This window comes from Pseudomonas sp. GW821-FHT01C01 (genome assembly GCF_059422645.1).
Genome location: NZ_JBWKXF010000019.1, coordinates 25,521 through 40,168 on the forward strand (window position 1 = coordinate 25,521; position 14,648 = coordinate 40,168).

A 14,648-nucleotide genomic window follows, 5' to 3' on the forward strand; every position below is an offset into this window, starting at 1 on the left:
GCTCCAGGGCAAGTGGGTGTGTCGCTACGTTAGTCCCTCGGTCGGCATACACAAATAGCCAATTTTTCAGAAGTCGAGGAGGCCACTGGCGCCATCAGGACCATAAACGTGCCCACCTGGAAACCAACCTTCAAGCCCGATTGCGCAACCACTGCAGAAACCCCTTCTTCTTCACTACCACCGGCAAGTCTTGAGTAAGCGATTTCGCTTTTTGCAGCCGGTAATCGAGCAAGGCCTTCATTGCATTGTTGATGTCGTGACGGGCATCCAGGCACGGCTTGAGGTATGACTTTTCGATACGGTACAGGCCACAGAATGTCTTGGCGGTAAACTGCGCAGGCAGCGCGCTGTCAGTGAGAATACCCGCCTCGCCGATCACCTCCCCCGGCCCCATGCGTCCGGATTCGTATGGCGCTCCGTGGCGCATCAAGGTCACCGAGATCACGCCGGACTCGATAATGAACAAGTGATCGCTGACCTCCCCCGCTTCCAGAATCACCTCCCCGGCGCGAAAGGTTTGCAGGGTCATGTTCTGGCTGAACGTGTCTTTCTCTTCCTGACGCAGGGTGGAGAAAATCGGCGAGCTGTCCAGCAACGCCCGTTTCCGTGTCGAATTGATCGGAGGGCTAGGCTCCACGCTCGACAGCAGGTTGACGCCGGACGCCTGCAAGTGCCGGTAGGCCAGGTCGAACAGCTGGTTGCGCACTGAACGTTTCTCGTCCATCGACGCGACAAAACCGCTGATTTCGTAGACCGCTCCGGTGTTGCTGGCGGTTTTCAGGCCAACGCTTGGCGACGGTGTATCCAGCAGCGCACGGCAACCTTGCATGGCCCGCTCCAAGGCCTCGATCACCGTGCTCGGGCGCGCATGCGGGCTCACTTCCAGGGAGACGGAGATACCGAACATGTCGTTCGGCCGGCTGAAATTGATGATCTTGGCCTTGGCTGCCAGGGAGTTGGGTATGACCGCCATGCAACCCTGGGAGGTTTGCAGGCGCGTGGCGCGCCAGTCGATGTCGGTGACCCGGCCTTCCATGCCATCGATGGAGATGTAGTCATCCAGTTGGTAGGGTTTGGTGGTGTTCAGGACAATCCCGGAAAACACATCGCTGAGGGTACTTTGCAAGGCCAGGCCGACAATGATCGCCAACGCACCGGACGTCGCCAGCACGCCCTTGACCGGTAGATCCAATACATAGGCCAGGGCGGCAATGATCGCGATCAGGAAAATCACCGCACCGAGCAAATCCTGAAGCAATCGCCCGGTATGCCCGACCCGTTGCATCATCACCGCGCCGATCAGCACGGTCAGGGTCCGCGCGCCGAACAACCACCAGCCGATCTGCAATCCGGTGGCCGCCAGGTGCAACGCTACGTTGTCGGCCCAGGGCGGCGGCTCCATCGGGTTCAGGCCTTCGTTGAACAACAGCAGGCTGAACAACGAAAAAATCACCACCCGCACCAGCAGCCGCCAGGCACTGCCAAGGGTACTGAGCAAGTACCACAACCCAAGATCGATCAGGATCAGCGCCATCGCGCAGATCAACGGGTGTTCGGTGAGCAATGACAGCATCAAGCAACTCCAGCCAGGGTCAATAACGCGAAGATCGCATGGATTGGCCTTAGTGTAGGAGCAATTGATTTCACTGGAAGACCCCCCCAAAAAAACACCACAAAACCAATGTGGGAGCGGGCTTGCTCGCGAAAGCGGTATAACAGTCAGCACATAGGCTGAATGTTAAGCCGTCTTCGCGAGCAAGCCCGCTCCCACAGGGGGGGATGAGTGTTGCCGAAGTTACTTGCTGTTGGTCTGCGCGTTGTAACTGGTTATCAGGTTGCGGTAATCCGGAATGTGGTTGGAGAACAGCGTGGCCAACCCTTCGATATCGTTGCGCCAGTCACGGTGCAGCTCACAGGCCAGGCCGAACCAGGTCATCAATTGCGCGCCCTCAACGGTCATACGGCTCCACGACGAATCGCGGGTCAGTTCGTTGAAGGTGCCGGATGCGTCAGTGACCACGAACACATCAAAACCTTCGGCCAGGGCCGAGAGGGCCGGGAACGCCACGCACACTTCGGTTACTACGCCGGCGATGATCAGTTGTTTCTTGCCGGTGGCCTTGACCGCCTTGACGAAGTCTTCGTTGTCCCAGGCGTTGATCTGGCCCGGGCGGGCAATGTACGGCGCGTCCGGAAACAGTGCTTTGAGCTCCGGCATCAGTGGGCCGTTGGGGCCGGTGTCGAAACTGGTGGTGAGGATGGTCGGCAGCTTGAAGTACTTGGCCAGGTCGGCCAGGGCCAGCACGTTGTTCTTGAAACGATCCGGTTCGATGTCGCGCACCAATGACAGCAGACCCGCCTGATGATCAACCATCAAAACCGCGGCGTTGTTCTTGTCGAGACGCTTGTAGGAAGTACTCATTGCAGTAGTCCTCGCATGTTATCGATGCCGAGTGAAATCGGCGTGGGGTAACCGGTTAGCGCTGGGAGTCCAGCACCTCGTGTTCGCTCGCCACTTGCTGAGCCTTGAGATAGCTCTCGATCAGCAATTGATAATGCGGCATGGCCTGGGCGTAGACAGCGGCCCACCGCTCGGCATCCGGACGGTTCCACGAGCCTTGCAGCTCAGACAGCGTAGCCATAATGTCGATCGGTACCACCCCGGCCTGGGACAAACGGGCAACAGTCAGATCAGTGGCCAGTTTGGAGTGGTTGCCGGAGGCGTCGACCACCGCAAACACCTTGTAGCCTTCATGCACGGCAGCGATGGACGGGAACGCCAGGCACACGCTGGTCAAGGTGCCGGCGATCACCAGGGTTTTCTTGCCGGTGGCTTTGACCGCCGCGTGAAACTCCGGGTTGTCCCAGGCGTTGATTTCTCCTTTGCGCGCCACGTATTGCGCATGGGGCGCAGCTTCGTGAATCTCCGGAATCAGTGGTCCGTTCGGCCCCTGGGGAACGGAAGCGGTGGTGATCACCGGCATCTTCAGCAGGGTCGCGGCCTTGGCCAGGGCAATGGCGTTGGCGCGCAGTTGTGGCACGTCCATGTCCTTGACGATCTGGAACAGTCCACTCTGATGGTCGATCAACAACATGGCGGCATCGTTGGGGTCGATGGTCGGTTTCTGGCCGTTGAAATTGGCCGCGTTGACGGTACTCATGTGCGTTTCCTCTTTATTACAGGCAACAGCCATCCCTGGCCTCGGACCGGCCTACGCATCCTGGGTAGAACGGGTTGTTGAAACGGAACGGGTTAAGCGTGCATCCGGCCGAAGCGACCGGACTGGAAGTCGGCGAAGGCCTGGTGGATTTCTTGCTCGGTGTTCATCACGAACGGTCCATGGCCGACGATCGGCTCGTCGATCGGCTCGCCGCTGAGCAACAGCACCACCGCATCTTCGCTGGCTTCAAGGGTCAACTGATCGCCCTTGCGTTCGAACAGGGCCAACTGCCCTTGGCGCACCGATTCCAGGCCGTTGACCTGAACGGTGCCGCGCAGGACCACCAGTGCGGTGTTACGCCCTTCATGCAGATCAAGGGTGAGCAACTTGCCGGCATTCAAACGAATGTCCCACACGTCGACCGGGGTGAAAGTGCGCGCCGGGCCTTTGTGACCGTCGAACTCACCGGCGATCAGGCGCAGGCTGCCGGCGTTGTCCTTCAAGGCGATGCCCGGGATGTCGCGGTCGAGAATCGTCTGGTAGCCGGGGTCGGCCATTTTGTCCCTGGCCGGCAGGTTGACCCACAGTTGCACCATTTCCAGGGTGCCACCGCTCCTGGCGAAACCTTCGGAGTGAAACTCTTCATGCAGGATCCCCGAGGCAGCGGTCATCCATTGCACATCGCCGGGGCCGATTTTGCCGCCACTGCCGGTGGAGTCCTGATGCTCCAGTTCGCCCTTGTAAACGATAGTCACGGTTTCGAAGCCACGATGGGGATGCTGACCAACGCCACGTCGTTCAGTGGTCGGGGTGAATTCAGCGGGACCAGCGTGATCCAGCAACAGGAACGGGCTGATGTGTTTGCCCAGGTTGTCGTAGGAAAACAGCGTGCGAACCGGAAAACCGTCGCCAACCCAATGGGTCCGTGGACTGGTGTAGATACCGATGATGTTTTTCATGGTGTCTCCTGATGAATTGAGTGAAGCCATGGACAAAGCTTAAAAGCGTGACCTTTGCTGCGCTAGACTGCAAAAATCAGCTTTAGCGTTCTATTTGGAGAACGATGGTGGAAGACCTCAACACCCTCTACTACTTCACCCAAGTGGTGGAGCACCACGGTTTCGCGGCGGCCGGGCGCGCACTGGACATGCCCAAGTCCAAGCTCAGCCGCCGCATCGCCGAACTCGAAGAACGCCTTGGTGTGCGCCTGCTGCACCGCACCAGCCGGCATTGCTCATTGACGGAAATCGGCCAGGCCTATTACCAGCGCTGCCTGGCCATGCGCGTGGAAGCGGAAAGTGCCGCCGAACTGATCGAGCGCAACCGCTCCGAGCCCCAGGGCCTGGTGCGCGTCAGTTGCCCGACGGCGCTGCTCAACTCCTGGGTCGGGCCGATGCTGACCCGCTACATGCTCAAGTACCCGTTGGTGGAGTTGTTCATCGAGAGTACTAACCGTCGGGTCGACCTGATCCATGAGGGCTTCGACATTGCCCTGCGGGTGCGCTTCCCCCCGCTGGAAAATACCGACATGGTGATGAAGGTACTGGGCAACAGCACCCAGAGCGTGGTCGGCAGCCCGGCCTTTGTCTCGCGCCTGTCGACACCGGCCTCCCCGGCCGACCTCAGCGGCTTGCCGAGCCTGCACTGGGGCGCGGCGCAACGCGAATATCAGTGGGAACTGTTCGGTGCCGATGGCAGCACCGCGATGTTTCGTCACGCGCCGAGGATGGTCACCGATGACCTGTTGGCCTTGCGCCATGCGGCGGTTGCCGGAATCGGCATCGTGCACTTGCCCAGCGTAGTGGTGCGCGATGAAATGGCCACCGGACAATTGGTCGAGTTGGTGCCGGGATGGGCACCGAAAAGCGGTGTCATCCATGCGATCTTCCCCTCACGTCGCGGCTTGCTGCCGTCGGTGCGCACGTTGATCGATTTTCTCGGGGAGGAATTCAGCCGCAGTGATATTGCCTGATGGCAGCTACAAACTGATGGGGGGTAAGGCTTCGGACCGAGTCGCGGCCTTCGCTGGCAAGCCAGCTCCTACAGGGCCTGCGCAAACCTTGTAGGAGCTGGCTTGCCAGCGAAGGCGCCGGATCAGACACCATCACCAAACCAGACTGCCGATGATTCTTGACTTGCGGTAAACATTGCTTTGCCAATCCAGCGGTTTTTCTCACGGATGCAGGCGCGGATACTCGCGCCCATTCCCACTGCAACCTCTGGAGTCATTGATGTCTATTCCCGCATTCGGTCTCGGTACGTTTCGCTTGCAAGGCCAGGTGGTCATCGATTCGGTGAGCACCGGCCTGGAGCTCGGCTACCGGGCGATCGATACCGCGCAAATCTACGAAAACGAAGCCGAAGTCGGCGAGGCAATCGCCGCCAGCGGCATCGCCCGGGAAGAACTGTTCATCACCAGCAAGATCTGGGTCGCCAACTTTTCCGGGGATCGTCTGATCGACAGCCTTGAAGATAGCCTGCGCAAGCTGCGGACCGACTACCTGGACCTGACCCTGATTCACTGGCCGTCGCCGGACGATCAAGTACCTGTCGCAGAATTCATGGGCGCCCTGCTCGAAGCCAAACGTAGGGGCCTGACCCGGCAGATCGGCGTGTCCAACTTCACCGTAGACCTGATGAAACAGGCGATTGCGGCCATCGGTACCGAGCACATCGCAACCAACCAGATTGAACTGCATCCGTACCTGCAAAACCACAAGGTCGTCGCGTTCGCGCAGAGCCAGGGCATCGGCATCACGTCGTACATGACCCTGGCGTACGGTGAAGTCCTCAAGGACCCACTCATCCAGCAGATCGCCGAACGCCTGCAAGCGACGCCGGCTCAGATCACCCTGGCCTGGGCCATGCAATCGGGCTACGCAGTGATCCCGTCGTCCACTCGCCGGACCAACCTTGAAAGCAATTTGAAGGCTCGCGAGCTGACCTTGAGCGAGGCCGACATGGCCTTGATCGCAACGCTGGATCGCGGCCACCGGCTAACCAGCCCAAAAGGTATCGCGCCGAACTGGGATTGAGCCTCAATCCTGCTCGAGACTTTGGTCCAGACGGGCCATGGCTTGCTGCAACTGGTCGACGGCATCGTCGATCAGTGCCGCGCGGCCGTCATGGCACGCCCGCTCCAGTTGTTCGCAACATTCCACCAGGCCAAGCGCTCGTACCATCAACGCCCCGCCCTTGATCCGGTGGGCCAGTGTCTGCAAACCAGGGTGATTGCCGCTGGTGTGCAAGGCCAGCAAATGCACGCGATCCTCGCGGTTAGTCTGTGCCAGATCAAGCAGCAATTGATCGATCAGCTCACGGTCCGAATCCGCATAGCGCTCCAGCCCGCTCAAATCGAACTCGGCGAAGCCAGGGTTCTCGTTTGCCGCTGAGGGTGCGCTGGAAAACCGCTGGGCCAGCCACGCCTGCAAATCCACCAGGCGAATGGGTTTGAACAGGCAATCATCCATGCCCGCCGCCCGACACCGGTCTTTCTCCTCGACCTGCGCATTGGCGGTAAAGCCCAGAATCAGCGTCGGCGACAGACCTTGCACCCGTTCTTGCTCACGTATCGCGCCCGCCAACTGGTAACCGCTGAGCACCGGCATGTTGCAGTCGGTGATGACCAGATCGAACCCGTGCCCGCGCCATTGTTCAAGCCCCTGCGCCCCGTCCTCCGCCAGCACCACACGGTGGCCCAGATAGCTCAGTTGCCGCGAGAGCAACAAGCGATTGGCCGGATAATCGTCGACCACCAGAATCGTCAACGCCCGGGTCGCGAGTTGCTCCGGATCCCGGGACACCACTTCGGCCGGTAACGCTTGCAGGACGGGCAGCTCCAGGCTGATGTCCACCCGTGTGCCACGCCCAGGCTCACTGTCGAGTTGCAACCGACCGCCCATCATTTCGCACAGGGTGCGACTGATCACCAGGCCCAGGCCCGATCCCTGCCGGGCCGTCTGCTGGCTGTTGCCCGCCTGCACGAACGGACTGAACAGGCGTTGCTGGTCGAAAGCGCTGATACCGATGCCACTGTCCTCGATGTGTACGCTGACCGCGAGATGCGTCGGCGCTTGCGGCAGCACCCGCAGCGTCAGACTCACCTGGCCTTCACGGGTGAACTTGATCGCATTGCTCATCAGGTTGGACAGCACTTGTTTGAAGCGCGTGGGATCGAGCATCACGTCACAGTCACTGTCTGCGTCGAGCTCGACTCGCCAGCGCAGATTCTTCTGCACCGCCAGCCCTTCGAAAATCCGGCAGACCGACGTCACCAGCGCGTGCAGATTGACCCGCTCCGGCGCCAACGACAAATGCCCGGATTCGATCCGGGCGACGTCCAGAATGTCGCCGATCAAATCCAGCAACTGCTGCCCGGCGTTGGACGCCACCTCGATGGCGGCACGGTCGGTCACCCCTTCATCGGCCCGTTTCAGCGCCAGTTCGAGCATGCCGATCAATGCGTTCATCGGCGTGCGGATTTCATGGCTCATGGTGGCCAGGAACGTGGTCTTCGCCCGGTTGGCGTCGTCGGCCGCGTCCTTGGCTTCCTGCAATTGCCCGAGCAATTGCTGACGCTGGCGAATCTGGCGTCGCTGCCAGACGATCCCGGCCAACGCCAGCGACAACAAGACACCCGCCACCGCAAACGCCTGCACGATCGCCTGCCGGTGTCGCAGCCAGTAACTCTGCTCGACCATCGAGTCATAGCGCCAGGGTTGAGTCAGCTCGTCAATTTCTTCGGGTGGGATACTCAGTAGCGCTTTGTCCAGAATCGAATGCAGCTCGGTGGCCTCGCGACTGGTTGCCAGGGTGCTTCGGGCGGGGTCGGTGCCCACGGTGCTGGTCACTTGCAGGCGATCGCGATACTGCCGGGAAATCAGGTAACGGGCGCTGATCAAGGAGTTGATGCCACCCTGGGCCTTGCCCTGGGCGACCATTTCCATGGCGTCCGTCGACAGCGGTGCATCCACCAGCTGGATCAGCGGGTAATGCTGGCGAATGTACTCGCCGGCAATGTTGCCCTGGGTCAGCGCCAGGGTTTTCCCCGCCATGTCATCCAGCGTCCTGGGGCTGTCCACGGCCATGCGGGTCACCAGCACCGACGGGCTGCTCAGAAACGAACGGGTGAACCGCAATTCATCTTCACGCTGGGAACTGAGGCCGATACCGGCCAGCACATCGATCTGGCCGCTCGCGATGCCGGTCATCATCTCAGCCACCGACTTCATGCCCTGGATGTCAAATTGCAACCCGGTGCGCAAAGTGATTTTCGCCAGCACATCGACACCGATACCGCGAAACTTGCCTTCACTGTCAACAAATGTAATCGGCGGGATATTTTCATTGATCGCGACCCGCACGCGCGGGTGCCGCTGGAGCCAGTGCTGTTCGGCCACGCTCAATTGCAATGACTGGGTGCCCGGGATTGACACCTCGTTGGCCCCCCAACGGCGCAGGATGTTCATTTGTTCATTAGTGGTGATGGCCGCCAGCGCCTTGTTGACGATGCGTAACAGTGGCACGTTGCCACGAGCCATCGCAAAGGCAAAACGCCCGGACTCCATGGGCGAGAAGTCGGTCAATTGCACGTTGTTCAGGTAATTCTTGCTGATCAGATAATGGGCGTTGATCGCATCGCCGAGGTAAACATCGGCCTGACCGAAAGCCACGGCCCCCATCGCCGCCAGTGTCGAGGGAAACAACTGGACCTGCGCCTTGGAATAGAACTGTTGCACGCTGTATTCGGGCAAGTAGTGATACAGCATCACCAGCCGCTTGCTAGCCAGTGTCGGGTCGAGTACCGGAGGGAAATCGGTGCGCGTGACCAGCACCGGTTGATCGACCGCATAGGCGCTGGACATCCGTAACTGCGGATCCTCGGCTTCAAATCGATTGGCCGTTCCCAGCAGGTCTGCCTGCCCCTCCTTGATGGCCTGCACCGCGTCGGCCCGCGACGGATAACGTCGAACCTCTATCACCACATTCAACAATTGTTCGAGCAACCCGGCGTAATCGGCTGTGACGCCCTCGAACACCTTGCCCGCTGTGTTGAACTCGAAGGGGGGATAATCCGGAGCCGAGACGGCCAGCACCAATCGGCCCTTTTGCCGCAGCCAGCGCAACTCGGACTCCGACAACCTGACGCTCAGGCCTTCGACACTCGAGCGTCCCAACAGGGTCAACGACTGTTGTGCACAGACAGTCGATGCCCATAGAAGAAGGCCAGTCAGCACCCAACCTGCCAACCGTCGGAAAGCGTTCATTCAGATCAAATGATTGCGCAGGGCGAAATCCCTCAAATGCACCGACGAGCTCATGTTGAGCTTGAGGGTGAGTCGGGTCTTGTAGGTACTGACGGTCTTGTAGCTCAGGTGCATGATCTCGGCGATTTCCAGATTTTTCGAGCCCCGGGCCAGGTACTGCAAAATGGTCAACTCACGATTGGATAGCTTGTCGATCAACTGCTTTTCACTGCGTTGCAACTCCCCCATCGACACGGAACTCGAGGAGATCTGGGCGAAATAGGTGTAGCCGGCCATCACGGAATTCACCGCCGCCTTCAAGTCATCCAGGTCCTTGCTCTTGGAAACATAAGCAACAGCCCCGGCACGCATGCACCTGTCCTGATAAAACTGGGCCTCCAGCGAGGTGAACACCACCACGCGGCATCGCGTGTCTTCGGCCTTGATGCGATCCATCACCTCAAGCCCCGCCACACCGGGAAGGCCCAGATCGAGCAGCACGACATCGGGTTGATGCTTGCGGATCAACGACAAGACCTCATCACCACGAGAAGCCTCGTAAATCCGCTTGAACCCTTCGCCCTTGAGTACGAGTTTGATCATGGAGCGAACCACCGGATGATCTTCCACAATCAGTGCTGACTTCATGACAACTCCCGTGCAAAACAACACGATCGGGCAAAAATGCCCTCCAGGCACTGCAGCGGTTGGGCACAACGCTGCGCATAGACTCTTGCATGGAAGGCGGGAAAGAACTACCTGACAGAAATGACAGTTCCGACGAACGGCAACCGAGGATCGACGGCGCTCATCAACCGTGTGATTGACGCCAGGTCGGGCAGAACGGCCTGGCTGACCTGGACTTTGCCCGCGCCTGGCGGTAACGGCGCCCGCTGTTCATTGAAAATAAACCCGTGATGAACCTGTGGGTTGTCGACAAAAAAGCTGAACAGACCCAGCGCTGCGCTGCCCATCGCTCCATTGACGAGCACCAGATCCAGCGGCTCGCCACCGTACTCCACCAGTGACAGAAGCTCGTCGAGGTTCTGCACCGGTGCCACCCGGTAGTAGCCGAGCTGGTTGAACAGACGCTCGATCCGCAAGCGGTTGAAGTGCTGCGCATCGGCGATCAGGATGCGTAAGGATTTGTTCGGCAAGGTGACCTCCAGAAGGATGTCGGTTTCAAGAGGTCGCAAAGCCTACGGAAGACCTCCCGCGCTTTCTGTAGGACTATTCCGAAATAAAGGCCGGTTGGTCTGACTCTTGAGAGGAAACGTAAACACGCCTCAAGGCTTCGCCAACGACTCTTTGCCCCTGAAGCCGTTGCCATTACTCCGTGGTACTCGGACTCCAGAACGCCTGCACCACCAGGGTCGACGTCGAAATCCGCGCCACCAGCGCATCCAGTTCATCACCATCGACCGAAGTGGTCGCCAGGGTGGCTTCGATTTCAATTTCATCCGTGCCGAAGGCATGCACATCGACATCGCTGGCCGGATAATTGCTGCGCTCCAGCTCGGCTTCGAGCAAGGCCAGCACGGTTTTTTGCTGCGTACGCCGGGCAATGACATAGACGATGTTGGTGACTTCTGCCGAAATCACATCCAGCGGCTGACGGTTGATGTTGTTGACGATCGGCCGCAGCAAAGTGTTGGCCGCGAGCACGAACAGCGTGCCGAGCAACGCTTCGGCCAGCAGGTCGGCACCGGCGCAGGCGCCCACGGCCGCCGAGGTCCAGAGGGTCGCGGCGGTATTGAGGCCGCGCACGTTGCCCTCTTCTCGCATGATCACCCCGGCACCGAGGAAACCGATGCCGGAGACCACGTACGCCACGACCCGCACCGCGCCTTCGGCCCCGGCCAGCCGGTTGGCCATGTCAACGAAAATCGCCGCGCCCACCGCCACCAGCACGTTGGTACGCAGGCCGGCGGTGCGTTGCCGGTACTGACGCTCGAAACCGATCAGGCCGCCGAGAATAAAGGCCGCGCTGAGGCTGACCAGGGTGTCGAGCAACGAGGTCAGGTTGAGGTTGTTGATGGCTTGCATATGAAACTCCTTGAAAACTCACACGATCCCTTGTGGGAGCGGGCTTGCTCGCGAAAGCGGTGGGTCAGTCGATGATGACGGTGACTGATACATCACATTCGCGAGCAAGCCCGCTCCCACAGGTTTTGCGGCTTTATTGCCAGCCAAACCGGCGGATGTAGAACCCTTTCACCGCCTGGGTCAGCGCCATGTACGCCAGCAGGATCACCGGCAGGAACACGAAGTACAGCGACGGCAATGCCTGCAGCTTGAAGTAATGCGCCAGCGGCCCCATCGGCAGGAAAATACCCACGGCCATGATCAGCCCGGTCATCACCAGTAACGGCATGGCCGCACGGCTTTGCAGGAACGGGATTTTCGGCGTGCGGATCATGTGCACAATCAGCGTCTGGGTCAGCAGCCCGACCACGAACCAGCCGGACTGGAACAGGGTCTGGTGATCCGGGGTATTGGCATCGAACACGTACCACATCAAGGCAAACGTGGTGATGTCGAAGATCGAACTGATCGGCCCGAAAAACAGCATGAACCGCCCGACATCCGCCGGCTGCCAGCGTTGCGGTTGCTTGAGCATTTCGTCATCGACGTTATCGAACGGGATGGCGATCTGCGAAATGTCGTAGAGCAGGTTCTGCACCAGCAGGTGCATCGGCAGCATCGGCAGGAACGGGATGAACGCACTGGCCACCAGCACCGAGAACACGTTGCCGAAGTTCGAACTGGCGGTCATCTTGATGTACTTGAGCATGTTGGCGAAGGTCCGGCGCCCTTCCAGCACGCCCTCCTCCAGCACCATCAGGCTCTTTTCCAGGAGGATGATGTCGGCCGCTTCCTTGGCGATGTCCACGGCGCTGTCCACCGAAATACCAATGTCCGCCGTGCGCAGCGCCGGGGCGTCGTTGATGCCGTCGCCCATGAAGCCGACCACATGGCCGTTGCCCTTGAGCAGACGGACGATGCGTTCCTTGTGCGACGGCGTCAGTCTGGCGAAGACGTTGGTGGTCTCCACGGCTTTCGCCAGCTCGGCATCCGTCATGCGCTCGATGTCGTTGCCCATCAGCAGACCCTGCTGCTCCAGGCCGACTTCGCGGCAGATTTTCGCCGTCACCAGCTCGTTGTCGCCGGTCAGCACTTTCACCGCCACACCATGCGCCGCCAAGGCCTTGATGGCCGGTGCGGTGCTTTCTTTCGGCGGATCGAGAAACGCTACGTAACCGATCAGTGTCAGTTCCTGTTCATCGGCCAGGCTGTAGGTGTCGCGTCCTTCGATCATCGGCCGTGCCGCTACGGCAACCACCCGCAAGCCTTCGGCGTTGAACGTGGCCGTGACCTGACGGATTCGCGCCAGCAGCTCTTCGGTCAACGCTTCATCGACTTCGCCGTGACGTACCCGCGAGCAGACCGCCAGCACTTCTTCCACCGCGCCCTTGCAGATCAGCAGGTGCGGTTGCTCGCGCTCGGCGACCACCACCGACATGCGCCGGCGAGTGAAGTCGAACGGAATCTCGTCGACCTTGCGAAACGCCGTGCCGACTTTCAATTCGCGATGGACCTCGACGTGTTCGAGCACCGCCACATCCAGCAGGTTCTTCAGGCCGGTCTGGTAGTAGCTGTTGAGGTAGGCCATTTCCAGCACATCATCGGAGTCGTTGCCCCAGACATCGACGTTGCGCGCCAGGAAAATCTTGTCCTGGGTCAGGGTGCCGGTCTTGTCGGTGCACAACACGTCCATGGCGCCGAAGTTCTGAATGGCGTCGAGGCGTTTGACGATGACTTTTTTGCGCGACAGGAACACCGCGCCCTTGGCCAGGGTCGAGGTGACGATCATCGGCAGCATTTCCGGGGTCAGGCCCACGGCAATCGACAGTGCGAACAGCAGCGCTTCGGTCCAGTCGCCCTTGGTGAAACCGTTGATGAACAACACCAGTGGCGCCATGACGAACATGAAGCGGATCAGCAGCCAGCTGACTTTGTTGACCCCGGTCTGGAACGAAGTCGGCGCGCGATCCGTCGCACCGACCCGCTGGGCCAGGGCGCCGAAATAGGTGCTGTTGCCGGTGGTGAGGATCACCGCCATCGCCGTGCCGGACACCACGTTGGTGCCCATGAACAGGATGTTGTCCAGGTCCAGCGGGTTGCGCGTGTCGCGGTCCTGCTGGCGAGGAAATTTTTCCACCGGCATCGATTCACCGGTCATCGCCGCCTGGCTGACGAACAGGTCCTTGGCACTGAGCACCCGGCAATCGGCGGGAATCATGTCACCGGCGGACAGCACGATCAGGTCGCCCGGAACCAGTTGTTTGATCGGCAATTCGATGCGTTGCGCGCTGTGGTCCTCAAGGTCGCGGCGCATCACCGTGGCCGTGTTGCTGACCATGGCCTTGAGGGCATCGGCGGCCTGGTTGGATTTGGTTTCCTGCCAGAAACGCAGCAAGGTCGAGAGCACCACCATGGAAAAAATCACGATGGCGGCTTTCATGTCTTCGGTCAGCCACGAAATGACCGCCAGCAACGTCAGCAGCAGGTTGAACGGATTTTTGTAGCAGTGCCACAGGTGCGTCCACCACGGTAGCGGCTGCTCGTGCTCGACTTCGTTGAGGCCATATTGCTCACGCAGGGCATCGGCTTCGAGTTCGCTCAAGCCGTCGGTGTGGGTGCCGAGTGAGTTGAGCAACTGGCCCGTTTCACTGCCGGCAGCGGCCACCAGGGTTTGCGCCAGGGTCGGCGGGACTTCACGGCTGACCGTGGTGTCGGTGAAGGTTTCCAGCAACGCCAGGCGACGGAAGTGTCGGGCGATGTGGCGGTTGCGCAGGAAGCCTGCGAAGAATTCCTTGAGGGTAAGTTTCATGGCTGGTGCCCCTTTGGTCAGCCGGGAAACCGTCAAGCAGGCAGGTCCACGCCGCTGCCGCCGGAACAACCGGCATGGCAAGGCCTGGCGCGCCGGTCACGAATGACAGGCGTGTCGATAGAGCGGCGGCCACGACAAAAAGTCGAAACCACGCACTGTTCAGCGTCGATGAGAGGGGCGTCGGGACTCGGCCGGAATTGGCCATGACCGGGATGCCGCTGCTCGCTTTTCGGCGAGACAACGGCACAGGAGACTGCGCGTTATCTTGCCGAGAAAATGCCGGTTACCGAGACCGGCCGACAACTGTCACTCGAACAAGTACCCACTGTGGGTCTCCGTAATGGATGA

General features: G+C 60.1%; 11 protein-coding genes. 2 read left to right on the plus strand and 9 right to left on the minus strand.

Features of this window, described 5'->3' with window-relative positions; genetic code table 11:
* Positions 1–130: 130 nt before the first annotated feature.
* From AC07XF_RS14095 to AC07XF_RS14110, 4 genes are all read right to left on the minus strand, one after another.
* Positions 131–1,573, minus strand: a complete 1,443-nt coding sequence (locus AC07XF_RS14095; RefSeq protein ID WP_495026967.1) for a mechanosensitive ion channel domain-containing protein — start codon at positions 1,571–1,573, stop codon at positions 131–133.
* A 222-nt stretch (positions 1,574–1,795) separates the two neighbouring features.
* A complete protein-coding gene (gene ycaC, locus AC07XF_RS14100) occupies positions 1,796–2,422 on the minus strand; it encodes an isochorismate family cysteine hydrolase YcaC (RefSeq protein ID WP_495026968.1) in 627 nt (208 codons plus the stop codon).
* A gap of 55 nt (positions 2,423–2,477) precedes the next feature.
* Positions 2,478–3,161: an isochorismatase family protein gene (locus tag AC07XF_RS14105; RefSeq protein WP_495026969.1), complete on the minus strand. Its 684-nt coding sequence runs from the start codon at positions 3,159–3,161 to the stop codon at positions 2,478–2,480.
* A 92-nt stretch (positions 3,162–3,253) separates the two neighbouring features.
* The gene (locus AC07XF_RS14110) at positions 3,254–4,120 is read right to left on the minus strand and encodes a pirin family protein (protein ID WP_495026970.1); all 867 of its coding nucleotides are present in this window, start codon (positions 4,118–4,120) and stop codon (positions 3,254–3,256) included.
* Between the two features lie 104 nt (positions 4,121–4,224).
* Between AC07XF_RS14110 and AC07XF_RS14115 the strand changes: the two genes are divergently transcribed.
* Together AC07XF_RS14115 and dkgB are read left to right on the plus strand one after the other, a co-directional pair.
* Positions 4,225–5,133 carry a LysR family transcriptional regulator gene (locus AC07XF_RS14115; RefSeq protein WP_495026971.1) on the plus strand — a complete coding sequence of 303 codons (909 nt, stop codon included), beginning with the start codon at positions 4,225–4,227 and terminating at the stop codon, positions 5,131–5,133.
* 259 nt (positions 5,134–5,392) lie between these two features.
* Positions 5,393–6,196: a 2,5-didehydrogluconate reductase DkgB gene (gene dkgB / locus AC07XF_RS14120; RefSeq protein WP_495026972.1), complete on the plus strand. Its 804-nt coding sequence runs from the start codon at positions 5,393–5,395 to the stop codon at positions 6,194–6,196.
* A 3-nt stretch (positions 6,197–6,199) separates the two neighbouring features.
* Here the strand turns inward: dkgB and AC07XF_RS14125 are convergent, their stop codons facing one another.
* The 5 genes from AC07XF_RS14125 to mgtA form a co-directional block, all read right to left on the minus strand.
* Positions 6,200–9,427, minus strand: coding sequence for a transporter substrate-binding domain-containing protein (locus tag AC07XF_RS14125; RefSeq protein ID WP_495026973.1), 3,228 nt, complete (start codon positions 9,425–9,427; stop codon positions 6,200–6,202).
* Positions 9,428–10,054, minus strand: a complete 627-nt coding sequence (locus AC07XF_RS14130) for a response regulator (protein ID WP_495026974.1) — start codon at positions 10,052–10,054, stop codon at positions 9,428–9,430. It lies immediately after the preceding gene.
* 107 nt (positions 10,055–10,161) lie between these two features.
* Positions 10,162–10,563 carry a chemotaxis protein CheY gene (locus AC07XF_RS14135; protein WP_495026975.1) on the minus strand — a complete coding sequence of 134 codons (402 nt, stop codon included), beginning with the start codon at positions 10,561–10,563 and terminating at the stop codon, positions 10,162–10,164.
* Positions 10,564–10,735: 172 nt separating this feature from the next.
* Entirely contained in the window at positions 10,736–11,452 is a 717-nt protein-coding gene (locus AC07XF_RS14140) for an MgtC/SapB family protein (RefSeq protein ID WP_007999644.1), read from the minus strand.
* A 133-nt stretch (positions 11,453–11,585) separates the two neighbouring features.
* The gene (gene mgtA, locus AC07XF_RS14145) at positions 11,586–14,300 is read right to left on the minus strand and encodes a magnesium-translocating P-type ATPase (protein ID WP_495026976.1); all 2,715 of its coding nucleotides are present in this window, start codon (positions 14,298–14,300) and stop codon (positions 11,586–11,588) included.
* Positions 14,301–14,648: the final 348 nt, after the last annotated feature.

Excerpts from the sequence above, each read along its gene's own strand:
- AC07XF_RS14095 (WP_495026967.1), bottom strand. The coding sequence starts at position 1,573 with ATGCTGTCATTGCTCACCGAACACCCGTTGATCTGCGCGATGGCGCTG.
- ycaC (WP_495026968.1), bottom strand. The coding sequence starts at position 2,422 with ATGAGTACTTCCTACAAGCGTCTCGACAAGAACAACGCCGCGGTTTTG.
- AC07XF_RS14105 (WP_495026969.1), bottom strand. The coding sequence starts at position 3,161 with ATGAGTACCGTCAACGCGGCCAATTTCAACGGCCAGAAACCGACCATC.
- AC07XF_RS14110 (WP_495026970.1), bottom strand. The coding sequence starts at position 4,120 with ATGAAAAACATCATCGGTATCTACACCAGTCCACGGACCCATTGGGTT.
- AC07XF_RS14115 (WP_495026971.1), top strand. The coding sequence starts at position 4,225 with ATGGTGGAAGACCTCAACACCCTCTACTACTTCACCCAAGTGGTGGAG.
- dkgB (WP_495026972.1), top strand. The coding sequence starts at position 5,393 with ATGTCTATTCCCGCATTCGGTCTCGGTACGTTTCGCTTGCAAGGCCAG.
- AC07XF_RS14125 (WP_495026973.1), bottom strand. The coding sequence starts at position 9,427 with ATGAACGCTTTCCGACGGTTGGCAGGTTGGGTGCTGACTGGCCTTCTT.
- AC07XF_RS14130 (WP_495026974.1), bottom strand. The coding sequence starts at position 10,054 with ATGAAGTCAGCACTGATTGTGGAAGATCATCCGGTGGTTCGCTCCATG.
- AC07XF_RS14140 (WP_007999644.1), bottom strand. The coding sequence starts at position 11,452 with ATGCAAGCCATCAACAACCTCAACCTGACCTCGTTGCTCGACACCCTG.
- mgtA (WP_495026976.1), bottom strand. The coding sequence starts at position 14,300 with ATGAAACTTACCCTCAAGGAATTCTTCGCAGGCTTCCTGCGCAACCGC.